The 16,604-nt window shown below is 37.9% G+C and carries 17 protein-coding genes; 4 read left to right on the top strand and 13 right to left on the bottom strand.

Translation table 11 applies throughout. The features are described 5' to 3' along the window. The 11 genes from dapD to MKY51_RS03735 form a co-directional block, all read right to left on the bottom strand. Positions 1-714, bottom strand: a complete 714-nt coding sequence (dapD, locus tag MKY51_RS03785; protein WP_339175384.1) for a 2,3,4,5-tetrahydropyridine-2,6-dicarboxylate N-acetyltransferase — start codon at positions 712-714, stop codon at positions 1-3. A gap of 76 nt (positions 715-790) precedes the next feature. Next, a complete protein-coding gene (locus MKY51_RS03780; protein WP_339175382.1) occupies positions 791-1,690 on the bottom strand; it encodes a LysR family transcriptional regulator in 900 nt (299 codons plus the stop codon). A 73-nt stretch (positions 1,691-1,763) separates the two neighbouring features. Then, a complete protein-coding gene (cbpB, locus tag MKY51_RS03775; protein ID WP_079524871.1) occupies positions 1,764-2,207 on the bottom strand; it encodes a cyclic-di-AMP-binding protein CbpB in 444 nt (147 codons plus the stop codon). Positions 2,208-2,422: 215 nt separating this feature from the next. After that, entirely contained in the window at positions 2,423-2,701 is a 279-nt protein-coding gene (locus MKY51_RS03770; RefSeq protein WP_339175381.1) for a short-chain dehydrogenase, read from the bottom strand. A gap of 38 nt (positions 2,702-2,739) precedes the next feature. Then, on the bottom strand, positions 2,740-3,507 hold the full coding sequence (fadH, locus tag MKY51_RS03765) for a 2,4-dienoyl-CoA reductase (RefSeq protein ID WP_339175380.1): 768 nt from the start codon (positions 3,505-3,507) through the stop codon (positions 2,740-2,742). Between the two features lie 403 nt (positions 3,508-3,910). Further along, the gene (locus tag MKY51_RS03760; RefSeq protein WP_339175379.1) at positions 3,911-6,085 is read right to left on the bottom strand and encodes an RNA degradosome polyphosphate kinase; all 2,175 of its coding nucleotides are present in this window, start codon (positions 6,083-6,085) and stop codon (positions 3,911-3,913) included. 1 nt (position 6,086) lies between these two features. Beyond that, positions 6,087-7,628, bottom strand: a complete 1,542-nt coding sequence (locus tag MKY51_RS03755) for a Ppx/GppA family phosphatase (protein ID WP_339176571.1) — start codon at positions 7,626-7,628, stop codon at positions 6,087-6,089. A 201-nt stretch (positions 7,629-7,829) separates the two neighbouring features. Next, complete coding sequence (locus MKY51_RS03750) at positions 7,830-8,735, bottom strand: chemotaxis protein (RefSeq protein ID WP_339175378.1); 906 nt, start codon at positions 8,733-8,735, stop codon at positions 7,830-7,832. A gap of 93 nt (positions 8,736-8,828) precedes the next feature. Then, a complete protein-coding gene (locus MKY51_RS03745) occupies positions 8,829-9,695 on the bottom strand; it encodes an NAD(P)-dependent oxidoreductase (protein ID WP_339175377.1) in 867 nt (288 codons plus the stop codon). Positions 9,696-10,024: 329 nt separating this feature from the next. Further along, positions 10,025-10,210, bottom strand: a complete 186-nt coding sequence (locus MKY51_RS03740) for an aspartyl-phosphate phosphatase Spo0E family protein (RefSeq protein WP_339175376.1) — start codon at positions 10,208-10,210, stop codon at positions 10,025-10,027. 90 nt (positions 10,211-10,300) lie between these two features. Next, complete coding sequence (locus tag MKY51_RS03735) at positions 10,301-10,489, bottom strand: hypothetical protein (protein WP_339175374.1); 189 nt, start codon at positions 10,487-10,489, stop codon at positions 10,301-10,303. 174 nt (positions 10,490-10,663) lie between these two features. On the opposite strand from MKY51_RS03735, the gene MKY51_RS03730 reads away from it, so the two are divergent. From MKY51_RS03730 to MKY51_RS03720, 3 genes are all read left to right on the top strand, one after another. Then, positions 10,664-10,849, top strand: coding sequence for a DUF2187 family protein (locus MKY51_RS03730; RefSeq protein WP_008403508.1), 186 nt, complete (start codon positions 10,664-10,666; stop codon positions 10,847-10,849). 84 nt (positions 10,850-10,933) lie between these two features. Next, the gene (locus MKY51_RS03725) at positions 10,934-11,545 is read left to right on the top strand and encodes a CPBP family intramembrane glutamic endopeptidase (RefSeq protein ID WP_339175373.1); all 612 of its coding nucleotides are present in this window, start codon (positions 10,934-10,936) and stop codon (positions 11,543-11,545) included. 62 nt (positions 11,546-11,607) lie between these two features. After that, complete coding sequence (locus tag MKY51_RS03720) at positions 11,608-12,336, top strand: chemotaxis protein (protein ID WP_339175371.1); 729 nt, start codon at positions 11,608-11,610, stop codon at positions 12,334-12,336. Positions 12,337-12,380: 44 nt separating this feature from the next. Here the strand turns inward: MKY51_RS03720 and MKY51_RS03715 are convergent, their stop codons facing one another. Beyond that, positions 12,381-12,827: a MarR family transcriptional regulator gene (locus MKY51_RS03715; protein WP_339175370.1), complete on the bottom strand. Its 447-nt coding sequence runs from the start codon at positions 12,825-12,827 to the stop codon at positions 12,381-12,383. 308 nt (positions 12,828-13,135) lie between these two features. After that, complete coding sequence (locus MKY51_RS03710) at positions 13,136-14,575, bottom strand: ATP-binding protein (protein ID WP_339176570.1); 1,440 nt, start codon at positions 14,573-14,575, stop codon at positions 13,136-13,138. Between the two features lie 185 nt (positions 14,576-14,760). Between MKY51_RS03710 and MKY51_RS03705 the strand changes: the two genes are divergently transcribed. Beyond that, positions 14,761-16,494, top strand: coding sequence for a B12-binding domain-containing radical SAM protein (locus MKY51_RS03705; RefSeq protein WP_339175369.1), 1,734 nt, complete (start codon positions 14,761-14,763; stop codon positions 16,492-16,494). Positions 16,495-16,604 lie beyond the last annotated feature (110 nt).

Genomic DNA, 16,604 nt, shown 5'->3' with positions numbered 1-16,604 from the left:
TTATAAATTACGCAGTGAATCGATAATTTCTGTTTTCGATTTTGTTTTTTCATCCAATACTTTGATTTGACGAGCTGGTACACCTGCAACGACTGTGTATGGCTCAACGTCTTTAATAACGATCGCTCCGGCTGCTACTACTGCACCTTTACCGATGCGAACACCTTCCAGTACAACCGCATTTGCACCAATGACTACATCATCTTCTACTACAACCGGTAATGCACTCGGTGGTTCTACTACCCCTGCAAGAACAGTTCCTGCACCAATATGGCAGTTATCCCCTACTGTTGCACGACCACCTAATACCGCGCCCATATCAATCATTGTTTTTGCGCCGATTTCTGCACCAATATTAATAATGGCACCCATCATAATGACTGCATTGTCACCGATTGTAACTTGATCACGGATAATTGCGCCCGGCTCAATTCGTGCATTGATTTTTTTCATATCTAAAAGCGGTACGCCCGAATTACGACGATCACTTTCTACTACATAGTCTTCAATAAGATCTTCGTATTTTTTTAAAGATGCTTCAATTTCAGTCCATTCACCAAATACTACCGCATGATTACCTTCACCAAACACTTTGCTTTCGGCACCAAATGATAAATCCGCAACACCAATTCCTTTTACATAAACTTTTACTGGTGTTACCTTTTTTGCTTCTGAAATAAAATCAATGATTTGTTGTGCATTTAATTTTTCCATATGACACCTCGCTGCGTGTTAGATTTTTTAACAGGAATAATTGTACTAAATTTTCAGTAATATTAAAACTATTTTTTTAGTTGATTTCACTTGAATAATCATACAGGCAGCGTGCATGATCTTGCACTAAATCGACAAAAGCCTCCACTTGGCGTAATTCGAATGTCGATTCATAGCCGATCAGCCAAGTATCCCGTGTTAACCCGTCATCATTTTCATTGTTGGCCAAAGGAATTTTATGAACATTTTCTTCGCCGTTCAACGTAATTGAAGGTAAAATTGCATAGCCGATCCCATTTACAGCCATTTGCTTGCATGTTTCAATCTGATCTACGATGATCTGATGTTTCGGATTGTAGTTGAAATGACGTTGCCACCATTGCTGAATCTCCTGATAATAATTCGAATCGCTTTTAAATTGGATAAACGGGCGGTCGGATGTCAAGATATCTTCCATATCCTGGATTTCTTTATCTACTAAATACATCGTGTCTCGGAACAAATGAATTTTTTTCCCTTTCCATTCTGCCTGTCCACGAACAATACCGATGTGCGCCTCCCCGTCATAAAGCGCTTTTATGATTTCTGAGCTCCATCCAGTAATTAACGAAATTTTCGTATCCGGATATTTCGTTACATAGTCTTTTAACACTTTCGGCAGCCAATTTTGTCCGACAATCGATGCACAGGCAATTTTTAAAGTACCGTGCACTTTTGTATTCAACGAGTGGATCGTTTCAAAAATTTCTTCCCGCTTAACGATCAGATCATTCGAGTATTGAATAACCAGCTCTCCCGCAGGCGTTGGTGTTAACCCTTTTTGGGAACGAATAAATAATTGTACGCCCCATTCTTTTTCAATTGATTGAAGTCGCTGTGACAGTGCTGGCTGTGTTAAAAAAAGGCGCTCTGCCGCTTTTCGCATATTTCTCTCTTCTGCCAACACTTTAATAATCTCTGCTTCTGTTGCTGTCACTGACAACCCTTCCTTTCCGAACAAACGGTTAAAAAAACGACAAAATCCCATTAGGACTTTGTCGACTTTTATTTTAAGCGTTTTGCTGGTAAATATATTTTTTTAATTGTTTTAAAATAATTCTGCGCGTCATAATACCGACAAATGTACCTTCTTCATCGACTACACATAAAAAGGCGTGGTTTATTACTAGATCAAGTGCACGTTGGAATGTATCCGTTATTTTTAAATACACTACTTCCTGATTCATGACCTCATCCACACGAATGTCTGCTAATCTATCATATTCAATTCGCTCTAAACCTAAAATAGACTCTGTTATCATTTTGGTACTTAACAAACCTTTTAACCGATACTTTACATCCAGAACCGGAATAGAAGAATACCCCGTTTTTGTTAAAACTAATAATGCATGTTCAGCGTTATTGCCACTTTGTACATGGGCAACCTTCTCAGATGAAATAATAAAATCCTTTATCGGCATATCTAGTAAAGCTCTGTTGTTCGTTGAAATCATGACATTCTACTCCTTTATCCCGCTAATAACGGGCAGCACCATACTAAAATAAACTTAAAATTTACTGCCGTTATTCTTTGCCCTGTCTTTCGACAAAACAGTTTCTCTAATCTCTATCATACCATATCGTTCATTTTTATGACTATGAAAGCGCCTATGATTGCAAAAGAAAAAGCATAATAAGACGAGAATATTCGTCCCATTATGCATTAATTTCAGTAACCCCTTGCCCAGTAATAGAAAATAATGATACCTGTAAATGTGCCAAAAACCACATACGATAAAATAATCGGGTTAAGCAGAAAAGGATGCTCCTGAATTTCTTCAGGCACTTCCGAATCACGTTCCTGACCGCTGCCTTCAATATTATGTCCGACACGTACCGTCAAATAATAGCCTATAAAACTTAATAGGATGACAACGAAAATTGTTGGATATAGCCATATTCCGATTGTGATCGCCTCCTTTTTACAGTTAGCGATAGTATGCAGCAATCATCTGGAATTTATTCCTTTTTTGATATCATTAGAAATTAGAACGGGTGCTGATTTAACCACTGTCCGCCATCTAAAGTAATGCATTCTCCGTTTAAATAATTTGCTTTATCCGATAACATAAATACCGCTAGATTTGCTATTTCCTCAGGTGTGCCAAGACGTTTTAACGGTACAGAATCCAATGTACGCTTCGCTTGCTCTTCAGATTCCCACAGTTTGTCTGCCCCGCCTGTGCGCTCAATCGGACCCGGTGCTATGGCATTTACACGGATTCCATATTGGCCTCCCCATTCAACCGCAAGCGAACGTGTCAGCGAGAGCACCCCGGCTTTTGCGGCAGCTGAATGAATGACGCCAGCTCCTGCACCCCAGGCATATGTAGCAACCATGTTAATAATCGAACCTTTCATACCATTTTCAATCCAATAACGACCAATGGCAGAAGTACAGTAAAATGTTCCATTCAATACAATATCAATAACAGCTTTCCATCCATTCGGCGAAAGCTTTTCTGCATGCACTAAAAAATTCCCTGCGGCATTGTTCACTAAGCTGTCTACTTGACCAAACTTTTCTGCCGCAAATGCCACCATTGCTTCTGCATGTTCCGGTTCCCGAACATCCATCTGAAATGTTTCAATTGATGAGCCGAACTCCTCTATTTCCTTCTTTGCACCAGCTAAACGTTCCAAATCACGTCCTGTGATTACAACATTTGCCCCTTCTTTCACGAACTGCTTAGCCATACCTAGCCCCATCCCGCTAGAGCCGCCTGTAATGATAATCGTTTTGCCTTGTAACATTTTATTCATCCCCTTTGTCTATAAAATGAACAGTCATTCATAAATAGAGTTTACTATAATAGAGATGAAATAAATACTAATATATTACTTTTTTCTGTTTTATACGGATATTTCTTCTATTAATAGCGCATTTCCTTAATTACAGTGGAGCGGTCAGTTCTGGTTTTCTAATAAAACGGAAAATCATCTAATATAAATTTATTTGTTCTAATAAAATTGCGATGTTCTAATATATCTTTAACATGTGCTAAAATGTTGGCACTTTGTTCTAATATCAGCTTCATATTTTCTAAAAACCCTCTCCTTTGTTCTAATATCCTGCTGAATTGTTCTAATAAATCTCCTCCCCCGCCACACCACTAAAAAAAGCTACGAACATTTTGTCCATAGCTTTATCTGATCACTATTCTTCGATAATCGGGCCGAGTGATTCGGCCAAAAAAATCTCCTGGCTGTTAATCCGTTCATCATGGTGGGAGCCTTCTTTATAGTGGTATTTCCCATTGGAGTCCTGGATACGTACTTTTTGATTATCTTTAATTTGGAGCAGCATAATGCGCTGGATCCGGTATTTTATTTCCGGGGAATAAATCGGAAACAGTATTTCCACACGTTTAATCATATTTCGTGTCATCATATCTGCAGAAGATAAGTAGAGATTATCCTCACCGTTATGATGGAACCAGAAAATCCGCGAGTGTTCCAGGAAACGGCCAACAATGCTCAAAACGGTTATATTTTCGGAGATTCCTGGGATGCCGGGACGCAGACAGCAAATCCCACGAATAATCAGCTCGATTTTTACGCCGGCAATCGACGCCTCATAAAGTTTCATCATCAAATCCTTGTCGGTTAAAGAATTCATTTTTGCCCGGATAAACCCGTTTCCATATTTTTTATGTAACGCTATTTCCTTATCGATTAACTCGAGGAATTCATCCCGAATATCAAAAGGCGCGACGACAATATGATGGAATTCAGGTTTGTCAGTATAACCGCTTAAATAATTAAAGAAGTTTGTCGCATCTATACCAAACTCCTTATGCGATGTAATAATCCCCATATCCGTATAGATTTTTGCGGTAGCATCATTGTAGTTGCCGGTTCCTAAATGTACAAAGCGTTCAATTTTTCCATTCCGTCGACGGACAACAAGTGTAATCTTTGAGTGCGTTTTTAAATTGTTCATGCCATAAATGACAAGGCACCCTGCTTGTTCAAGCTCTTTTGCCCAATGCACATTATTTTCCTCGTCAAAACGGGCTTTCAACTCCACTAAAACCGTCACCTGTTTACCGTTTTCTGCCGCCTGCTTCAACGCCTGGATAATCGGCGAATTTCCGCTTACCCGGTATAGCGTTTGCTTAATCGCCAATACACTTGGATCTTCTGCTGCTTCTGCGATAAAATCGACAATCGGTCCGAATGATTCGTACGGATGATGGAAAAATATATCCTGGATTAATGCTTTTTCAAAAATATTTTCGTCCGATTGTAAATCTTGGGGCGGCTGCGGTATAAAACTTTCATACTCCAGATGTTCCCGTCCTGCTGAAATCTCTTTTACAAAACTGAACATTGCCGTTAAGTCGAGCGGGCCGTCAATTTTGAAAACATCGGACTCCCCAAGTTCAAATTCGTCCAGTAAATAATCCAGTACATCATCATTCATCTCGCCGTCACGTACTTCCAGGCGTGAACCTGCACCCCATTTACGTTTTTTCAGTTCTTTTTCGATTTCCACTAACAAGTCCTGTGCGCCTTCCTCATGGATGGTCAAATCCGCATTTCGCGTTAAGCGGAATGCTTGTGTCGATTTTACTTTATAGCCTAAAAATAAACGGTCAATATTACTTGAAATGACATCTTCCAGCAATACGAATAACGTCTTTTTGTCTTTTGACGGTATTTTAATAAAGCGGTTCAATACGGACGGTACTTGAACAATTGCTACTTTATCCATACAATTTTCCGTGTCCTCACAGTTGTTTTCCAGCATGACAAACAAGTTGAGCGTACGTCCCAATAATGTAGGAAACGGACGGTAGGCATCAACCGCAACTGGTGTAAGAACAGGAAAGATTGTTTCTTCAAACAATTCATTGATATAACTTTTTTCTTGCTCATTCAGCATTTTTAAATCAATGATATGCACATGTTCTTTCGGTAGCAGTTCATGCACTAAATGGCGGTAAACTTCTGTTTGGCGTCTTACCAATGCCTGTGTACGCTCGGCGATTTTCGCCAGCTGTTCTTTGGGAGTTAAACCTGATTTATTTTCTGGCTTATGATAGCCTGCACGAATTTGATCCTGTAAACCCGCAACCCGCACCATGAAAAATTCATCCAGATTGGAACTGAATATTGCCAAAAACTTCATCCGTTCCAACAACGGGTTGTTTGTATCTTCCGCTTCTTCCAATACTCGTTCATTAAATGCGAGCCAGCTTAGTTCACGGTTATTGTAATACTGGGGTTTCGCAATTTCCTCAAGCAGCTCGTTGCAAAAATCAGGATTATTTTCAATGTCCACATGCTCCGGATCAAAAATCGGATCCTTTTCCATATTCATTGTCATATCAACCCTGCCTTTCTTCCTTGAACTTAAGTTTTACCTCACCTTTGAAAACACGCTCGATATGCTTTTTCTGTTTTTCTGCCTGGGCCATTTCAGCTATTGCCCGTTCAAAAGCCTGTACTTCTATGTGAAATTGATTGTCTACTTTTTCGATTGCAATATTTTTGACGACATTGCGCTTCGTCATATTCAAGGCATAAACAAATTTTAATATTGCCCCAAAGTCGCGCAGCTTTTTAAATTCCTCTTTTGAAATCCAGGAATCGAATGGACGTGCAAAACGCAAAAAGTAATCACGGTTTTTATATGATGCCAGCAATGCCAGTTTAATCCGGTTGAGATGGGACAAGCCTGGTATGGACTGGTTGGAAATCAAATAAAAGGTGTGCTGACTGGAGGAATCCAGCTCGATATATTCTCCGATTCCATACACTTTTGTTGCTTTCTTTAATAGTTCTAAATCTACTTCACTATATTCAAATAGCTTCAAATTAATACAGCCCTTATATAATTGCTCTGTCAGCGATTCCAGTGTCTGTACTTCCTCTTCCGTACGTCCATAGGCTAATGCAAGCTGCCGTCCGCTTTCTTCAAAAACATTGTACTTATCATAGGCGTGTGGATTATCTTGTAAAACACGGCTAATAATGAGCCCTTCCCGCAATCCCTTTTTACTGATAAGGAAAGAATTCGATTTTACAGTAGACAGGAGCGCCATAAAGACTTCCATTGCCGGAACGATAATATCTGCCCGGTCTGATGAAAGACCATCCAGTTGCCTCAAATTATCGTACGAAAATTCTGTCAAATAGTCGCGCAGTTGCTGCAAGTCACTCAACGTCATTTCATATTGATGAACTCCAGATAGTGGATAGCCAATTTTTTGCTGGTGAACTTGGGCGATATTACGTGCACTTCCCCCAATTGCAATCACCGGTAATCCTACATCGACGATCCATTTCAACGAAGCAAATTGTTCTTTCACAAATGAACGCAGCTTCTCACGCTCGCTTTTATTTATAACCGTTCCGCTTACAAATTTTTGTTTTAAGGAAACAGTACCGAATGGAAAACTGATTGTTTTTTGGAGCTTTTTATTGATGAATAATGTAATTTCAGTTGAACCGCCCCCGATATCGATTGTCACTGCAGACGGGGTATCCATCGAATGGGCTACTGCAATAAATCCGTAATATGCTTCTTCTTCCTCGGTTAATATATCAATGAGAATGCCTGTTTCGTCTTTCATGCGGGTAATTATCTGATCGTTATTGATCGCTTGACGTACTGCGGCAGTTGCAGCCGCTTTTACGTCCGTCACATCGTAATCCGCCAATATTAAGCGGAATGATTTTAACGTTTCAGCCAATAGCTGAATACCCTCTTCGGACATTTCACCATTTGGCAATAAATATGTGCGCAGTCGGGCAACGGTTTTAAAATTACCGAATTCTTTTAACCCTTCGTTTTTATTATAGGAGTATAGTACAAGTCGAATCGTGTTAGAACCAATATCAATGATGGCTGTCTTATTTTTTTTCATCATCCGCTTCACTTCCTTCTGAATACCTTTGTATTCTTATGCCCTCTTATTTGCACTTCAAGAAAAGTTGCTTCATTAGTTCAATATTCTTTAAGTCTCTTCTTTTTTGTACAAAAAAGCCGGAATAACTTTTTCAAGGTATCCGGCTTTCTCATTATTTTATACATTTTAAAACAATGCTTCAATTATTAGGCTAGTCTTTTATAGAATTAACTTATCCATACGTAAAATCAGTTCTGCAATTTCAGGTTTTGAAATTTGTTCTTCCGCTCCTACCTGTTCACCTTTATGACGCAAATCATCGGTAATCAGACTTGAGAAAATAATGACTGGAAGCTTTTTAAGATCCGGATGTGACTTAATTTTCTTTGTTAAATGATGTCCATCCATTTGAGGCATTTCAATATCTGTAACAACTAGCTGTACATGCTTTTCGATTTGTTTATCTGCTTTCGCCATCGCTTCCAGATATTCATATGCATCACGACCGTTTTCAAAAAACTCCGTGTTCACATAACCTGCTTCATTCATCGTATCAAACAGCAGTTTACGCAGTAACGGTGAATCTTCCGCGATAATAACTTTCTTTTCAGTACGTTCACGCTTGCCGAGCTTTTTCACAGCATCTACACTTATGCTAGATTCAGGATTAATGTCAACCATGATTCGTTCAAAGTCCAGTAGTAAAATCATTTCTTCTTGAGACTTGATAACGCCAATCACTTGAGATGCCCCACCTTGGTACATGTCCGAAGGTTTTTCAATCTGATCCCAAGAAATACGGTGAATTTGTGTAACATTGTCCACATGGAATACAACACGCTGCTTATTAAATTCCGCCACAATATATTTTTGCTGTGGGTTTCGGTTTTCTGTCGGTATGCCTAATACTTTCAACATATCTACAACCGGCAATACTTCCCCACGCAATTGAATAATGCCTTCAACATGTGGATGCACATGCGGAATAAATGTCACTGGTATAGGCTGAATAATCTCTTTTACTTTAATGACATTTATACCGAACTTATTGTTCGCCACCTCAAATTCAACGATCTCAAGCTCATTTGTTCCACTTTCTAGTAAAATCCCTTTCTGATTTTCCACTACATGTCTCTCCTTCCAAACTGCCACGCTTACAATAATCCTATTGTATCATAAGAACTATTTAACTACTATCTATTATTATGCCCTTTGTACTCACTCATAATACTTGATTAATGCTTGTGTCCCATTGTCACCATAACCTTCTGCAAGTAACTGATCGTACATAGATTTCGCTAAAGTTAAGCCTGGTAATTGGAGATTCATGCGTTCCGCTTCATCAAGCGCTATCTTCATATCTTTAATGATATGTTTAATATAAAAGCCTGGTTCCATATTCCCCTTCAACATACGTGGGGCAAGATTGGAAAGCGACCATGACCCTGCTGCCCCTGCTGTAATCGAACGAAGAACTTCTTCCATTGTGAGTCCCGCTTTTAAACCGTAAGCCATCGATTCGCAAACACCAATCATGCCGGAAGCAATCGCAATTTGATTGCACATTTTCGTATGCTGCCCGCTGCCTGCAACACCTTGGTAAATAATATTTTGTCCAAACAGTTCGAAAATCGGCTGCATTTTTTCGAACACATCTTTGTCGCCGCCAACCATAAGCGATAACGTCCCATTTTTGGCGCCGATATCTCCACCTGATACGGGTGCGTCAAGGCTATGTAATCCGCGTTCACTTGCCTCTTGATAAAGTTTTTTCGCAAGAGTCGGTTCGGATGTCGTCATATCAACAATAATCGCTCCTTGTTTCGCTGCAGAGAAAATGCCATTCTCTCCAGTATAAACTTCCTCGACATCTTTTGGATAACCGACCATCGTAAAGACAATATCCTGTTCTTTACTTGCTTGTGCCGGTGTTTCTGCCCACTTTGCGCCTGCTCTAATAAGATCTTCCGCTTTGCTTTTTGTTCTTGTATAAATTGTTACATCATGCCCGGCATTCAGCAAATGCACAACAATGCTTGCCCCCATAACGCCTGTGCCGATAAAACCTATTTTTTTGGATTCCATATGTATGCCCCTTTAGTATTTTCTTTTATTTTAACAAAACCAGCCAGAACTTCAATGTCAGTGTATTTTAATAATTCAAAATAAAATAGAACCGCTTCATTATAAGATAAATTTCTATACCGTATTACTTTTAAATCGGAAAATTTTGTTAGAGTTCTTTAGAGGAATTGGATGAATAAATTGAAATTTCGAGCATATATAAAAAAAGAGAGCAGTAGCGTTGGTCCGCTTCTACTCTAAAGGGGGAAATGAGAATGTTGCTGTGTTCAAAATTACTCTTCCCTTCTCAGTACTGTTTTAAACATAAAATTTATAATTTTTTTAATTATTTAATGTTTATAAAACAGATGTGCACTTCTTGATTGATTAAAAGCATTCATCAGATTGTCTACTTGGATACTTAGCTCAAGTGTTTTATGACTTCGTAAACCATTTTTCAGACCCGATTGAATCATTTGTTCGCGCTTTTTTTCAATTTCCAGTAGTAGTGCCTCATTCGAGATAGGTCTACCCAATTTATTTCCTCCTTTTTTAGTCAATTACCATTATTATACCCATTTTGTAATCTTCTTACAAAAGAATCATTATTCAAAATTCGACAATTATTATGCCCTTGAGTTTTCCGAAAATGTATAAACAACATCCCCGCCTTGTTTTGCTTCACCACGGAAGTTTTTAAATTGTTCATCTTTCACAAGGTGTTCCCGGAACTGTAAAAATTCTTCTTTTTTTATAATCACAGATTGCAATTCACCGTTACGCAACTGATCGAGAATATTTTTATAGTCTGTCATCTGGATCCCTCTTTCCATTTTTTATGTGCATAAATCCAATATATCAAACTCTTAATCGAAAATATATTCCAAATAAACCCTAGTAAATTAATAAAATTATTCAAACTAATTGAATTTTGTAGTATAATTTCAAGCAAACTGTTAATTAGTAGTCGATGAAGGGACTGACTGTGTATGAAAATTGCGGAAGTTGGAAATATAATCGAGTTTAAAGACGGCTTAAAAGGAGTCGTTGAAAAAGTGAATGAGAATTCCGTTATCGTTGATATAACGATTATGGATAATTTCCATGATTTAGAAATGGAAGAGAAAACAGTTGTTAATCATAAACGGTATAAAATATTAGCTAATAACGAATAATTTAATGCAAATTACCCTTTTTAACATTGATATGATGATAAAAAGGGTAATTTTTGTTACGATACGTAAGGGGAGGTTAAGCTATTGAAAAACAGAAAACAAATCATTACACTCCTTCTGGCATTAGTTTTTATTTTCAGCATGATGTTTTTTACATTTTATGAAAAAACGATTTTCTGGTATTTATATGCCTTTACATTACTAGTTGGAATTGCAATCAGCTTAATGGCAGGTAAATTTGAAGATCGCATTCCAACTTGGCAGTATTTGATTTACGGTATTGGATACGGGACAATTACGTACGGTATTGTAAAACTCGGTTACATGATAATGCCTTATCTCGATAAAAATGCAGCAAAAGATATTACGAAATTTTTGGATGTATATGGTCCTCAAAATATTTTCCATTACTTAATGCTCATTTTTATTGTAGCAGTGGGAGAAGAAATATTTTGGCGGGGCTATGTTCAGCAGCAGTTAAAACAATTCACAACGCCTTTCTGGGCTGTCTTGATCACATCTTTGCTATTTTCGCTGTCTCTAGCCATTAGCGGGTTCCTGCCGGGTGCTCTTGCAGCAATTATCGCAGGTATACTATGGGGAGCTTTATATGAATGGAAAAAAAGTTTACCATTAATAATCGTTACCCATATTGTCTTTGTTTTACTATTATTTTTAGTTTTACCATTATTCTGATACAATTAAAGCAGAAACTTATCTTTCTAATTTCCGTCTATACAAGTAAAAGGGGGATCCATATGAAGAAATCAATTTATCAAGTCGGTGCCGTAGTAATTTTATCTGCATTTTTGGCAGCATGTAATACGGATATAGACGAGCCTACAACATCAAGCGCAGCAAATGAAGAACCTGCCGAAACAGAAGAAGTGCAAAATGAAGAACAGCCGGAAACTACCGAGGCGAACGAGACAGACGAATCGGATGATGCTTCTTCAGACCAGCAAGAAGAAGCTACTGAGACATCAGAAGACACAAAAGCTGAACAGGAAGATAAAGCAGATAATACTACATTGACATACATTTCAAATGGTCAGCCGTTTGAAGAAAAAGTAGTAACTTCTACAAGTGATGAAATGAATTACACGATTCAGCATTTTGAAAACTATACACTTACTTCAGAAGAACCAGGTGTTGACAGTTTATTAAATAATGCTGATGAAGCTACTTCAATGCAGATTGAAGTTGTACAAAAAGAAGATGTAACTTTTGATCAGTTAAAAGAATCTGCAAAGGAAACTATTTCTGCCATTGCACCTGATAGCACAAAAGATCTGGATTTGGCATCTACTTTGGAAGAACGTAAGGAAATTTCAAATATTGTTGGATATGAAGCTTTGTTAGAGGATGAAAAGGTTGTAAAAGTTGTAATAGAACGTGAAAATCTATTTGTTACACTAACAATTTACGATAATGTCCAAGCTGACTTAACAGACGCCTTTTTACAAATGGGCTTAACAATTCAATAACCACTAAAAAGGACACCCAATTCCGGGTGTCTTCCTTTTATTGCTTAATAGGATAAATCTTTTATAGATAATCCTAGTTTTTTTAATAACTCTATTGCTGTCTGTTTTTCTTCAGCTGTTAATACCCCTAAAAGTTCATGAATATTCTGTTCATGTTCAGGAAACAGTTTGTCCATAAACTCGGAACCAAGATCGGTAATTTCCGCGTATGTGACACGACGATCGGTTGGACACGAAACACGCACTAAAAAATTGCGTTTTTCCAGCTTGTCCACTACGTAAGTAATCGACCCGCTCGCCAATAAAATTTTATTCCCGATCTGCTGCAGGGGCTGGCGACCTTTATGATATAAAAGTTCTAAAACTGCGAATTCTGTAGGATTCAAACCATTTGCTTGTATAAATTGATTCGTAGCTTCACTTATCGCTTTATGAGCTCTTGATAATACGATAAATAATTTTAACGATTGCTTTACTTCCTCTGAAGCCATAAAAACCATCCTCTATTTTAAATAATCAATTACACTGTATGCAATTGCGTAGGATTTAAGGAGACCCTCATTGCCGGGACCGTCAGCTGTTGCCGGTAATATGACGTTCAGGCTAACTTCCTCTTTAAATTCCCTTCAATAATCTGTAATTCCTGCAAGAAGCTTGTCCACCATGAAATTGATACGCTTTCATTTCCGAGTGGAAGCGATGTTCTTACACTGAATTCTCCAGATTCCAGCTAGTATTTACTAAAACTGCTTAATGAAGATGTACATATTATAGCGATGGATTGGAAGTTTTGTCAAAATCACTTCGAAATTGCCGCCATTCTAGCCACTCTCATTGAAAAAGAAGGAGAAGAATTTAAATATTCAATTTCATTACGTAAATCAAAATCAATTAAAAACTTAGATCCTGCACCTTGCTCACTCTCAATGTGAAGAGTCCCATTATGTTCTTTAACGACAGATTGTACAAGCATTAATCCCAGCCCGGATCCTGTTTCCTTTGTTGTATAAAAAGGATTTAATGCATTTTCTATATCAACCGCATTCATCCCTTTACCACTATCCTCAACTGAAAGCTGCAGCGTATTTTTGCCTCGGTAAACTAAACGTACGACAATGTAATTATTCGTATCCATAGCTTCGATCGCATTTTTCAGCAAGTTAATAATCATTTGCATCAGGCGATTAAAGTCACCATTAATTTTGTATTCTACTTTTTCGTCAAATTCAAATAAAATCATAGCATTTGTTTTCATTGCAAGAGGTTGCATACGCTGAATTGCCTCGTCTACAACTTCCTTCATATCAAGCATTTGGAATGCTTGTTTCTTTGGTTTTGAAATGTTCAGAAGATCCCCCAATAAATCATCCATGCGCTTCAATTCCGATTCAAGAATTTTAAAGTAAGGATATTCCTGCTCATTTAAACTGCTCTTAATCATTTGGATAAAACCTTGAATCGATGTCATTGGATTTCGTATCTCATGGGCAATCGAAGCAATATTTTGACCAATAAATGATAACGATTGCTGATGCTCGATTCTTTTCAACAGCATCATCTCTTCTGTTTGATCAATAATTGTTGTGACCAAGATCCCTAAATTTTCATCTACTTTACTAATAAAATTTAAATAGACCGTATTTCCATCTTCTGTTTTTCTCATAACAAAAATACTGGCCATTTCCCTGTTGGAAATCTTTTTATAATATTGAGTGATGACCTGGGAATCATATTGGCAGTCTTCAAATAGATAATCATAGCTTCTATTCTCTATTTGAGATGCTTTGCGATCAAGTAAATGTAATGCCATAGCATTGCCGGATATAATCTTTCCATTCAGCATTGTCAATATTACGCCTTGCGCCATTCCATCTATTAAATTCTGAAACATCACGGTTTTACTTTTTTCTTCAAATGAAATGACATTGGAAGGGTTTACCTGAATCCTAGTAAAGATTAGTTGTTTATGTTCCAGATAATGGCCCCAAACTTGAACCGGTATTTTTTGGTGATATTTATTTATTAATGTAAACGTTGCAGTAGATGTTGAATTTTCAATTACAGAACTGATAAATCTCTCCCACTCACCACTAAGTTTATCCGCGCTTTCCCAAAAGCTCTTTGGTAAATGGACTGATTGTAATATTTCGTTCGCCTTACTATTCATGAATTCAATTTTACCTTGGCGGTTCAATATAATGATTTGTTCATTGGATTGCTGAAAAAGCTCTTCTAACATATAATTCAATTGGCCTTCCACTACAAATATTACCCCCAATTTTAGATATTATAGAATTTTCAGAATTGTATACTTACCGTATATTATTTCATATTACTATTTGGAATAAAATGGGTAGATTCTCCCATATTGTTTGTATCTGTTTACACTGCTACAATAGACTTTATGAAGAGGAGAATAAAATTATGAAAACTATATTAAGTACACTCAATGCAAAATATATTCATACTAATTTAGCGATTCGCTATTTAAAAGCAGCAGCACAGCCTGAATTCGACTGTGAGCTTGCTGAATATACAATTAAAGACCCCGCTTTCAACATCGTATCCGACCTTTTCCAAAAGAAACCCGATGTTGTCGGATTCAGCTGTTATATTTGGAATATTAATGAGACGATTGCGGTAATTCGTATGCTAAAAACGGTATTGCCTGATGTCAAGATTGTATTAGGTGGTCCGGAAGTTTCCTATGATGTCCATGAATGGATTCGCAAACATGAAGAAATCGACTTCATTATAATGGGTGAAGGTGAAGTTTCATTTAAAGAAATGCTTCGTCATTTCAATGGTGAGATTCCTCTCGAAAAAGTACCGGGTATCTGCTATTTAGAAGAAGGAAAATTAAAAATCCATGCACAGCCACCTAAAATCGATTTACGGGAAATTGCTACCCCTTTCCGTTTTGAAGAAGACCTGCCTCACCTTGGTAAACGAATTCAATATATTGAAACAAGCCGTGGCTGTCCGTTCAGCTGTCAATTCTGCTTATCTTCCATTGAAGTAGGTGTTCGTTATTTCAACCGTGAGAAGATTAAAGAGGATATTCGCTACTTAATGAATAACGGGGCAAGAACGATTAAATTCGTTGACCGTACCTTTAATATTAGCCGCAGTTATGCGATGGAAATGTTCCAGTTTTTAATTGATGAACATCAACCAGGTGTTGTATTCCAGTTCGAAATCACGGCAGACATTATGCGTCCGGAAGTCATCCAATTTTTGAATGACAATGCTCCGAAAGGGCTGTTCCGTTTTGAAATCGGTGTCCAGTCAACGAATGACTTAACGAACGATCTTGTAAAGCGTCGACAAAACTTCGAAAAGCTTACACGTACTGTTACGATGGTAAAAGAAGGCGGGAAAATCGACCAGCATCTTGATTTAATTGCGGGATTGCCTGAAGAGGATTATTCGTCATTCCGTAAAACATTCAATGATGTATTTGCGATGCGCCCGGAGGAGCTTCAGCTTGGCTTTTTGAAACTGCTGCGCGGGACAGGATTACGCCTGGAAGCCGAAAAGTACGGCTACACATATGTTGATATTTCGCCATATGAAATTTTCTCAAATAATGTATTAACGTTTGATGATATTGTCCGTATTAAACATGCGGAAGATGTACTGGAAAAGTATTGGAACGCACACCGTATGGACAATACAATTGAATATTTAGTAACAGAAGTATTTGAAACGCCTTTCGACTTCTTCCAAAGCTTCGGCACATATTGGGAAACAAAGGGCTGGTCACGTATCGGACATCAGCTTGAAGATTTATTCCGCCGTTTACTTGAGTTCCTTCAAACGGTCGAGCATGCCGACTTAGAAGTCATTACAAGCCTAATGAAATATGACTTCCTTCAAGGTCAGCAATTCCAGCCGCGTAAACTTTGGTGGGATGACCGTCTTTCTGAAATTGAGATGAAAGATGTCTATGCACGTATTAAAGAAAATCCTGCTCTTGTAGGTGAGGAATTTGAAGCAATGCAAATTACGGAACGCGAATTATTCAAGCATTCCTTAATTATTCCGTTCCACATCGATTTACAAAATTATGAAGTCGGTGCACCACAAAAGAAAACGGGCTATTTATTCACATACTTCCGCAATGGACAACAGCCTTACTTCAGCACATTCAATTAATCAAAAGTGGTTGGAATCTAACCCCAAAAAGCTATTTTTCTCTCAGAGAAAAATAGCTTTTTTACTGAACGTTATAATGGACCCGCAGGAAGCTTGCTTGTTGTCCCCAC

It is taken from the genome of Solibacillus sp. FSL R5-0691 (genome assembly GCF_037974225.1).
In the GTDB taxonomy this organism is placed as follows: Bacteria; Bacillota; Bacilli; order Bacillales_A; family Planococcaceae; genus Solibacillus.
The sequence above is the reverse complement of the archived record's forward strand: the minus strand, read 5'-3'. Positions and strand labels throughout refer to the sequence as shown.